This is a genomic window from Pseudomonas sp. MWU12-2319 (genome assembly GCF_023242525.1).
In the GTDB taxonomy this organism is placed as follows: domain Bacteria; phylum Pseudomonadota; class Gammaproteobacteria; order Pseudomonadales; family Pseudomonadaceae; genus Aquipseudomonas; species Aquipseudomonas gingeri_D.
Genome location: NZ_JALJES010000009.1, coordinates 291197 through 299807, shown reverse-complemented (window position 1 = coordinate 299807; position 8611 = coordinate 291197). Strand labels below are relative to the sequence as shown.

The window sequence follows — 8611 nt, the reverse complement described above, 5'->3', positions numbered from 1 at the left end:
AACTGCCCCGACAAGTCGGGGCATTTGCTTTAAACCGCGGCGGACTGCGTTTTCACACAGTCTGAACTGCCCCCTTTTTAACATTTTGATCCTTATCGGGAGGGCGACAAGATGAAAGAGATCGCTGAATGTGACAGCAAGAAACGGATAGGTCGCAGAGCGCCGCGTCACTAGGCTGAGGTTCCGAAATGGAATTGATGCAAGGCTTGGAAAATGAAACAGTTATCAGGAAAAGTGGCAATTGTAACGGGTGCGAGTTCAGGCATTGGCTACGAGACGGCAAAGTTATTCGCGAAGGAGGGCGCGAAAGTCGTCGTAACGGCGCGCCGTCAAGTCGAGCTGGACTCACTTGTCGCCGAGATTGAAAATGGCGGAGGCGAAGCGATTGCCGTCGCAGGAAACATCAAAGACGAGAAACTCGCGCAAACATTGGTGGCGATCGCCGTCGGTCGTTTTGGCGGGCTCGATATTGCCTTCAACAACGCCGGTTCGACAGGGGAGAGTGCATCGGTTCCCGATATTTCAGCTGATGCCTGGAATGCCATTCTCGATACAAACCTGACCAGTGCGTTCCTGGGTGCGAAATATCAGATCCCAGCGATGCTAAAGCGCGGCGGCGGTTCCATCATATTTACATCGACCTTCGTTGGCCACACCGCCGGCTTCCCGGGAATGGGAGCCTATGCGGCCAGCAAGGCCGGGCTGATCGGCCTGATGCAAGTGATCGCTGTCGAGTATGGTTTGCATGGCATCCGAGCCAATGCCCTTCTACCGGGAGGCACGGATACTCCTATGGGACGCGCCGCCACCAATACCCCGCAAGCCCGTGCCTTCGTCGAAGGACTACATGCGCTAAAGCGCCTGGCACTGCCAGAGGAGATTGCGCGATCAGCGCTCTACCTCGCCTCTGCAGCATCGAGTTTCACCACGGGATCGAGTTTGATGGTCGATGGTGGCGTTTCCATTAATCGGACGTAATCAGCGCTTCCTGTTTCCACGGGCGCCTGCCGAGGTCCAGGCGTCCGTTGACGGTCTCAGGCCTCCCCACAATTCCAATACATCTTTTCGATGGGCGATCTGTAACAAAGATTGTATATTTGTACATTCATGTTACATGACTGGAATCATCTCTTTTCTCTCTCTTTGACAGGACACTGCATATGCTCGCCTTGAAAGGACCTCAGCAGCACGGTGACACCACCCTCGCCCGTATGGCCGGAGGTCGGGCATGAGCGGCGGATCAGTAGTCGCCTGGGCCACGGCGCTCAGCACCCGGGTCTTTGAGCGCAAGGCCTCCGATGCGAAGAACGCCAACCTGCAGGAAATCAAGAACAAGCAGGTGCTCAACAACATCCCGAGGGACCCGACCGCCCTCGACACCACGAAGATGCAGAAGGACAAGCTGCAGTCGCAGTTCCAGGGCTTCGACCCGAAATCGGTCACTCCGGATCAGTTGGCCAAGTACAGCAGTATCCTCCAGGAGAATGGCCTGATCAGCGCCACCACCGCCGGCCTGCTGTCCAGCGCCGGGGCGAAAGGCAAGTCGGGCGAGAAATTCAACGCGCTGGACTATTTCGCCAGCCAGATCAGCACGCTGCAAAGCGGCAGCTCCAATGACCAGTTCTCCAACCATATGATCCCGGAATACAAGAAGGCGATTAACGTGCTGCTGAACCTGCAGCAGTTCGCCAGTTCCGGCGCCAGCATGTCGATCAATACGAAAGTCTGAAACCCTTGCGGTATTGATGGCCGTCTTCGTCGGCCAGGCGCTTGCGCAACGCAAGCGCCGATCAAACACGATCCATGTTCCCAGCCATCACCCTCCCGCCATTGATGGTCCGTTCCCGCCGCCTATGATGACGGTGACGCCTGTCGGCCTGCCCGTGATCCGACAGCCTCGCGTACTTTCATTTCTGCGAGCGCCACCATGACTCAAACAAGAACCCTCTACGACAAGCACATCGATTCCCATACGGTGTGTCGCCTCGATGACCAGGGCCATGTCCTGCTGTATATCGACCGTCAGGTCATCAACGAATACACCAGCCCGCAAGCCTTCAGCGGCCTGCGCGAAGCCAGGCGCGGTGTCTGGCGCGCGGAAACCGCGCTGGCCGTGGTCGACCATGTCAACCCCACCGCGCCCAAGCGCGTCGCCGCCATGCCGGACGCCGGCGGTGCCCGCCAGGTGTCGTACCTGGCCGAAAACTGCGCCGACTTCGGTATCGAACTGTTCGATGTGCTCGACAAACGCCAGGGTATCGAGCATGTGATCGCTCCGGAGCAGGGCTTTATCCTGCCGGGCATGGTGGTCGCCGCCGGTGACAGCCACACCACCACCTATGGTGCCCTGGGGGCGTTCGGCTTCGGTATCGGTACCTCGGAGATCGAACATCTGCTGGCGTCGCAGACGCTGGTCTATAAGCGCCTGAAAACGATGCGAGTAACGGCCAGCGGCGAACTGGCGCCGGGCCTGACGTCCAAGGACGTGATCATGGCGCTGATCGGCAAGATCGGCGCTTCCGGGGCCACCGGTTATGCCATCGAGTTCCGCGGCTCGACCATCGATGCCCTGAGCGTCGAAGCGCGCATGACCATCTGCAATATGGCGGTGGAGGCGGGCGCGCGAGGGGCCTTTATGGCGCCCGACGAGAAAGTCTTCGCCTACCTCAAGGACAAACCCCGGGCACCCAAGGGCGCACTGTGGGAGCAGGCCGTGACCCGTTGGCGGGAGCTGCACACAGATGCCGGCGCGCAGTTCGACCGTGAAGTCGAACTGGATGCCTGCGCGCTGGAACCCATGGTCACCTGGGGCACCAGCCCGGACCAGGCCGCGCCCATCGGGGCGAACGTGCCGGACCCGCAAGATATCAGCGACCTGATCCTGCGCCAGGACATGCGCCGCGCCCTGAATTACATGGGGTTGGAAGCCGGCATGCCGCTGAACGAGATCGTGATCAGCCATGCGTTTATCGGTTCCTGCACCAATGCGCGGATCGAGGACCTGCGTGACGCGGCCCGTGTGGTGCGTGGTCAACACGTGGCCAAGCATGTGCGGGCGATGATTGTGCCGGGCTCGACCCAGGTGCGTGATCAGGCCGAGGCCGAAGGTTTGGCGGCGGTGTTTATCGACGCCGGTTTCGAGTGGCGGCAATCGGGTTGCTCGATGTGCCTGGCGATGAACGATGACGTGCTGGAGCCGGGCGACCGCTGCGCCTCCAGCACCAACCGCAATTTCGAAGGGCGCCAGGGTGCCGGGGCTCGTACGCATTTGATGAGCCCTGCGATGGTGGCCGCGGCCGCCATTGCCGGACACCTGACCGATATTCGCCATCTGGAGCCAAGGCCATGAGCATGCAGCCGTTTTCCCAAGTCACCGGCAAGGCCGCGCCGATGCTGGCGGCCAATATCGACACCGATGTGATCATGCCCAAGCAGTTCCTCAAGGGGATCGATCGCAATGGGTTGGACCGTGGTTTGTTCTTCGACCTGCGAGTGTTGCCGTCAGGTGAACCCAATCCTGAGTTCGTGCTGAATCAGCCGGCCTGGAAAGGTGCCAGCTTCATGGTGGTGGGGCCGAACTTCGGTTGCGGTTCCAGCCGTGAACATGCGGTGTGGGGTTTGAAGCAAGTGGGGATCCGGGCATTGATCGGCAGCAGTTTCGCCGGGATTTTCTACGATAACTGCCAGCGCAACGGGGTGCTGTTGATCACCCTGGACGAGGCGACGGCGCAGCGCCTGGGGCAGGTGGTGAGCCAGCCGCAGAGTGCCGAGATCACCATTGACCTTGAGAGTCAGCAGATCCGTTTGCAGGATGGCAGTGTGATCGAGTTCCAGATCGATACGTTGCGCAAGACGGCATTGATGCTGGGGTTGGATGCCATTGGCAGCACCTTGCAGCGCAGTGAGGAGATCAGGGCGTTCGAGCGGGCGCATTTGCAGGCCAATCCCTGGTTGAGCTGAGCCGGGGCCGGTTCACCGATTCAGGGGACTCATCACATGAGAGTCATGTGGTGAGTCCCGACGGCAGCTAGATCGACAGCTGTCGAAAATGCTCCTGCAAGAACTCCACACACACCCGCAATTTCCCCGAATACGCCAGCCGCGTCGGGTACACCGCCCAGACATTCGCGCTCTGGGTGTAGTCGTGCAGCACCCGCACCAGTCGCCCCTGTTCCAGCAGCGGTTTGACGTCCCACAGCGAGCGCAGCAGGATGCCGCGTCCATCCAATGCCCATTGCAAGACAATCTCACCGCTGTTGGACGACAACGGGCCGCGCACCCGCACGCTGTCCTGGCTGCCGTCGCGCTCCAGATTCCAGATACCGAAGGCGTTGTCACGCTCCTTGAGCACCAGGCAATCGTGTTGCTCCAGGTCGCTCAACTGCTGCGGTGTGCCACGCCGTTCCAGGTAGGCCGGTGCCGCGCAGAGTACCCGGCGATTGCTCACCAGGCGCCGGCCGATATGCTGGCCGGGAATATCGTCGCCCACGCGGATTTCCAGGTCGAAACCTTCGCTGACGATGTCCACCACGCGGTCGAACAGGTCCAGGCGGATCTCCAGGTCCGGGTAACGCTCTGCCAGAAGCGACAGCGCCGGAGCCACATGATTGCGCCCGAAACCGAAGCTGCTGCACAGGTGCAGGCGGCCGCTGGGGCTGTCGTGGGCTTCGGAGAGTTCGTCGTTGAGTTGCTGGAAATCTTCGAGAATACGCACGGCCCAGCGTTGCACTCGCTCGCCGTCCTCGGTCAGGGCGATACGTCGGCTGGTGCGGTGCAGCAGGCGGGTGGCGAGGGTGGTTTCGAGGATCTGGATACGTTTGCTGACGTAGGCGGGCGACAGTCCCAGTTCATCGGCGGCGGCGGCAAAGCCGGCCTTGCGGATAACGGTGAGGAATACGCGCAGGTCTTCGGGCAGGGGCACGGTGTCTTTCTTTTGGCTCATGGGAAAAGCAACGAACGCTGGCGGCAGGAGCCGCCAGAATAGCATTGGATGGGCAGGGCCGAGGATCGTCGCGAGCTTGAAGGCTACGGGCCTTCTGTAGGAGCATGGCTTGCTAGCGAAGAGGCCATCAGGATCGCCAAAAGCTTCGCGGGCAAGCCCAGCTCCTACAAGGATCCGCGGCGTTGCGTGGATTATTTGAGCGCCGCGGTATCGGCCTCGGCCAATGCCTTGCGCCCGCGCCTGAGGGCAATCGGCGCCATCTTGCTGCGGTCCAGTTCGCCTTCCCAGGCGGCCACCACCAGCGAGGCGACGGCGTTGCCGATGATATTGGTCAGGGAGCGACACTCGGCCATAAAGCGGTCCACCCCGAGGATCAGCACCATCGCCGCCACCGGTACGGTCGGCACCACCGCCAGGCTCGCGGCCAGGGCGACAAACCCCGCACCGACCACCGCACCGGCGCCCTTGGAGGTGAGCATCGTCACCGCCAGCAGGGTCAGTTGCTGCTCCAGGGTCAGGTCGATATTGGTCGCCTGGGCCAGGAACATGACCGCCAGGGTCATGTAGATATTGGTGCCGTCGAGGTTGAAGGTGTAGCCGGTGGGCACCACGATGCCCACCACGCCCTTGGAACAACCCAGGCTTTCCAGCTTCTGGATAAGCTGCGGCAGGGCCGACTCCGACGAACTGGTGCCGAGCACGATCAGCAGTTCCGACTTGATGTAGCCCAGCAGGCGGAAGATGCTGAAACCGGCATAACGGGCGATGCTGCCCAGTACGCAGGTAATGAAGATGAAGGCGGTCAGGTAGAAGGTGCCCACCAGCTTCATCAGTGGCAGCAACGAGCCCAGGCCGTATTTGCCGATGGTGAAGGCCATCGCGCCGAACGCGCCGATGGGCGCCACCCGGGCAATCATGCCGACGATACGGAAGAACACCTCGCTGGCCTGGTGGATCACGCCGACCAGCGGACGGGCCTTTTCACCGACCATCACCAGCGCCAGGCCGAACAGGATCGAGACGAACAGCACCGGCAGGATTTCGCCCTGGGAGAAAGCGTCGAAGAAGGTGGTGGGGATCACATGCAGCAGGAAGCCGGTGATGCCTTCGCCATGCTGGGCCTGGCCGACAAAGTTGGCGATGGCCGAGGTGTCGAGGGTTTTTACGTCGACGTTGAAACCCGAGCCGGGGTGCAGGAGATGGGCCGCCACCAGGCCGATCGCCAGGGCGAAGGTGGAGACGATTTCGAAATACAGCAGGGCCTTGCCGCCAACCCGCCCGACCTGTTTCACGTCGTGCATGCTGGTGATGCCGGAGACCACGGTGCAGAAGATGATCGGGCCGATGATCATCTTGATCAGTTTGATGAAACCGTCGCCCAGGGGCTTGAGGTCGATGCCGGTCTGCGGCCAGTGGTTGCCGATCAGCACCCCCAGCACGATGGCGATGACCACCTGGATATACAGGGTTCCCAGCAGTTTGCGGATTGTCATTGTTATTATCTCGTCACAGTTTTTGGGCAAGCCGATCCCGTCCTGGGTCGTTGGCGGCGGCCCAGGGGGAAGGGGGTGGATCAGGTCCTTTGCGTCAGGCTGTTCAGCGCAGGAAGGTCAGGACTTCGCCGAGCAGCTGTTCCGGGATTTCTTCGGCCAGGTAGTGCCCGCCGGGCAGGGCCTTGCCGCGTACATCGGTAGCCACCTGCTGCCATTCGTGCAGCGGATTGAAGCAACGGCCGACAGTGCCTTCGGCGCCCCAGAGCGCCAGCAACGGCATATTCAACTGGCGTCCGGCCTCGATATCGGCGCGGTCGTGTTCCAGGTCTACGGTGGCGCTGGCGCGGTAGTCTTCGCAGATGCCCCGGGCGCTACCGGGCAGGCTGATGCAGCGCAGGTATTCGCTGAAGGCTTCGCCGGTAAAGGGCTTGAGGCCGGCACTGCGGCTGCCCATCACGCTGCGCAGGTATTGTTCCGGGTTGGCTTCGATCAGGGTTTCCGGCAGCGGTGCCGGACGGATCAGGAAGAACCAATGCCAGTAGGCGCGGGCAAAGGCTTCGTCGGTCTGGGTGTACATCGACAGGGTCGGGGCGATATCCAGCAACACCATGCGTTGCACCACCTGGGGATGGTCGAGGGCCAGGCGATGGGCAACGCGGGCGCCGCGGTCGTGGGCGAGGACCGAGAACTCGCTGAAACCCAGGGAGTCCATCAGGGCCACGCCGTCGCGACCCATCTCGCGCTTGGAGTAGTTGAGGTGCTGTTCGTCGGCTGCAGGTCGGGCGCTGTCGCCATAGCCGCGCAGGTCGGCGGCGACCACGGTGAAGTGCTTGGCCAGCTCGCCTGCGATCTTGTGCCAGATGACATGCGTCTGCGGGTGGCCGTGCAGCAGGAGCAGGCCCGGTCCGCTGCCGCCGATGCGGTAGGCAATGTCCACACCGTTGACGTGGCGCTGGTCTTTCTGGAATCCGGCGAACATGGAGTGACTCCTTATGATTGTTGCGTACATCCTAAGACCCACAGCGCACGGGGCAAGGCGCAAAGCGTGGTGCGCCTGTTCATGAAGTGTGTTGGGTCGCGGCACTGTTAAGATAGCGACACACGGATCAGCACAGGGCTTGAGTGACGGCCAATGTCGGAAAAAGACACCATCTCCATCCATCTGGTGCACGAGGCACTGTTGCAGAGTTGCGCCCCCGGTGCGGACACCGTGCAGGTGCTGGACAAGGTCGGGATCGACTCGACGCTGCTGGAACAGCCTGATGCCCGGGTGCCGGCCAGTGACTATGCGCGCTTGTGGCGCCTGTTGGCGCGGCGCAACGATGATGAATTCTTCGGCATGGACCCGCGCAAGCTGCGCGCCGGCAGTTTCGCCTACCTGTGCCGCGCCGGCATGGCGCAGCCGACGGTGACGGCCGGGCTGGACTCGGTGCTGGATTTCCTGTCGTTGATGCTTGAGCGTCTGCCGGCTCAACTGGTGCGCCAGCAAAGCCTGGCGGAAATCGTCCTGCTGGAGCCGGAAGGCGAGGGGCGACGGCCGTTTACCTATTTCGCCTACTGGATGATCGTCCACGGCGTGGCCTGCTGGCTGGCCGGGCGGCGTATCCCGATCCTGGCCATCGAGCTGCGCTGTGCCGAACCGGATTACTGCGAGGACTATCGGGTGATGTTTTCCGAGAACCTGCGTTTTGACCGGCCGCGCACCCGGATGATCTTTTCCGCCGACTGCCTGGACCTGCCGATCAAGCGCAGTGCCGAGGAACTGCAACGCTTCCTGGCGCTGGCGCCGGCCAATATCCTGGTCAAGTACCGCGATGCCCAGAGCCTGGCCAGTCGGATCAAGCAGGACCTGCGCCAACAGCCGGCTGAAGACTGGCCGGAAACCGAAGGGCTGGCCGTGCAATTGTGCATGTCGGCCTCGACCCTGCGCCGGCGGCTGGCGGAAGAAGGGCAGACCTACCAGGGCCTCAAGGACAGCGTGCGCAAGGAGTGGGCGATTGCCTGGCTGGCGGAGCCGTCGATCAGCTTCGCCGAGATCGCCACCCGGCTGGGCTTCGCCGACGCCAGTTCGTTCTACAAGGCCTTTCGCAAATGGTCCGGGTCCAACCCGGGACATTACCGCAGCCTGATCCTCAACGAGGCGCACTAGACCGCTTATTGGCCAAACCAGTCAATC

The 8611-nt window shown here is 61.9% G+C and carries 8 protein-coding genes; 5 read left to right on the top strand and 3 right to left on the bottom strand.

Annotated elements, in window-relative coordinates; all coding sequences use genetic code 11:
* Positions 1-213 precede the first annotated feature (213 nt).
* The 4 genes from M5C01_RS17040 (at position 214) to leuD (ending at position 3960) form a co-directional block, all read left to right on the top strand.
* The gene (locus M5C01_RS17040; RefSeq protein ID WP_103494757.1) at positions 214-978 is read left to right on the top strand and encodes an SDR family oxidoreductase; all 765 of its coding nucleotides are present in this window, start codon (positions 214-216) and stop codon (positions 976-978) included.
* 250 nt (positions 979-1228) lie between these two features.
* A complete protein-coding gene (locus M5C01_RS17035; protein ID WP_152740272.1) occupies positions 1229-1729 on the top strand; it encodes a hypothetical protein in 501 nt (166 codons plus the stop codon).
* Positions 1730-1927: 198 nt separating this feature from the next.
* Entirely contained in the window at positions 1928-3349 is a 1422-nt protein-coding gene (gene leuC / locus M5C01_RS17030; protein WP_152740273.1) for a 3-isopropylmalate dehydratase large subunit, read from the top strand.
* On the top strand, positions 3346-3960 hold the full coding sequence (gene leuD / locus M5C01_RS17025) for a 3-isopropylmalate dehydratase small subunit (RefSeq protein WP_103494761.1): 615 nt from the start codon (positions 3346-3348) through the stop codon (positions 3958-3960). The genes leuC and leuD overlap by 4 nt, the downstream gene beginning before the upstream one ends.
* Positions 3961-4027: 67 nt before the next feature.
* Here the strand turns inward: leuD and M5C01_RS17020 are convergent, their stop codons facing one another.
* From M5C01_RS17020 to M5C01_RS17010, 3 genes are all read right to left on the bottom strand, one after another.
* Positions 4028-4942 carry a LysR substrate-binding domain-containing protein gene (locus M5C01_RS17020; RefSeq protein ID WP_103494762.1) on the bottom strand — a complete coding sequence of 305 codons (915 nt, stop codon included), beginning with the start codon at positions 4940-4942 and terminating at the stop codon, positions 4028-4030.
* Between the two features lie 191 nt (positions 4943-5133).
* Positions 5134-6435 carry a dicarboxylate/amino acid:cation symporter gene (locus M5C01_RS17015; RefSeq protein ID WP_152740274.1) on the bottom strand — a complete coding sequence of 434 codons (1302 nt, stop codon included), beginning with the start codon at positions 6433-6435 and terminating at the stop codon, positions 5134-5136.
* A 103-nt stretch (positions 6436-6538) separates the two neighbouring features.
* Positions 6539-7414 (bottom strand): alpha/beta hydrolase, encoded by an 876-nt coding sequence (locus tag M5C01_RS17010; protein ID WP_152740275.1) that lies wholly within the window; start codon positions 7412-7414, stop codon positions 6539-6541.
* A gap of 153 nt (positions 7415-7567) precedes the next feature.
* Between M5C01_RS17010 and M5C01_RS17005 the strand changes: the two genes are divergently transcribed.
* The gene (locus M5C01_RS17005) at positions 7568-8584 is read left to right on the top strand and encodes an AraC family transcriptional regulator (RefSeq protein WP_103494767.1); all 1017 of its coding nucleotides are present in this window, start codon (positions 7568-7570) and stop codon (positions 8582-8584) included.
* The last annotated feature ends 27 nt before the right edge of the window (positions 8585-8611 follow it).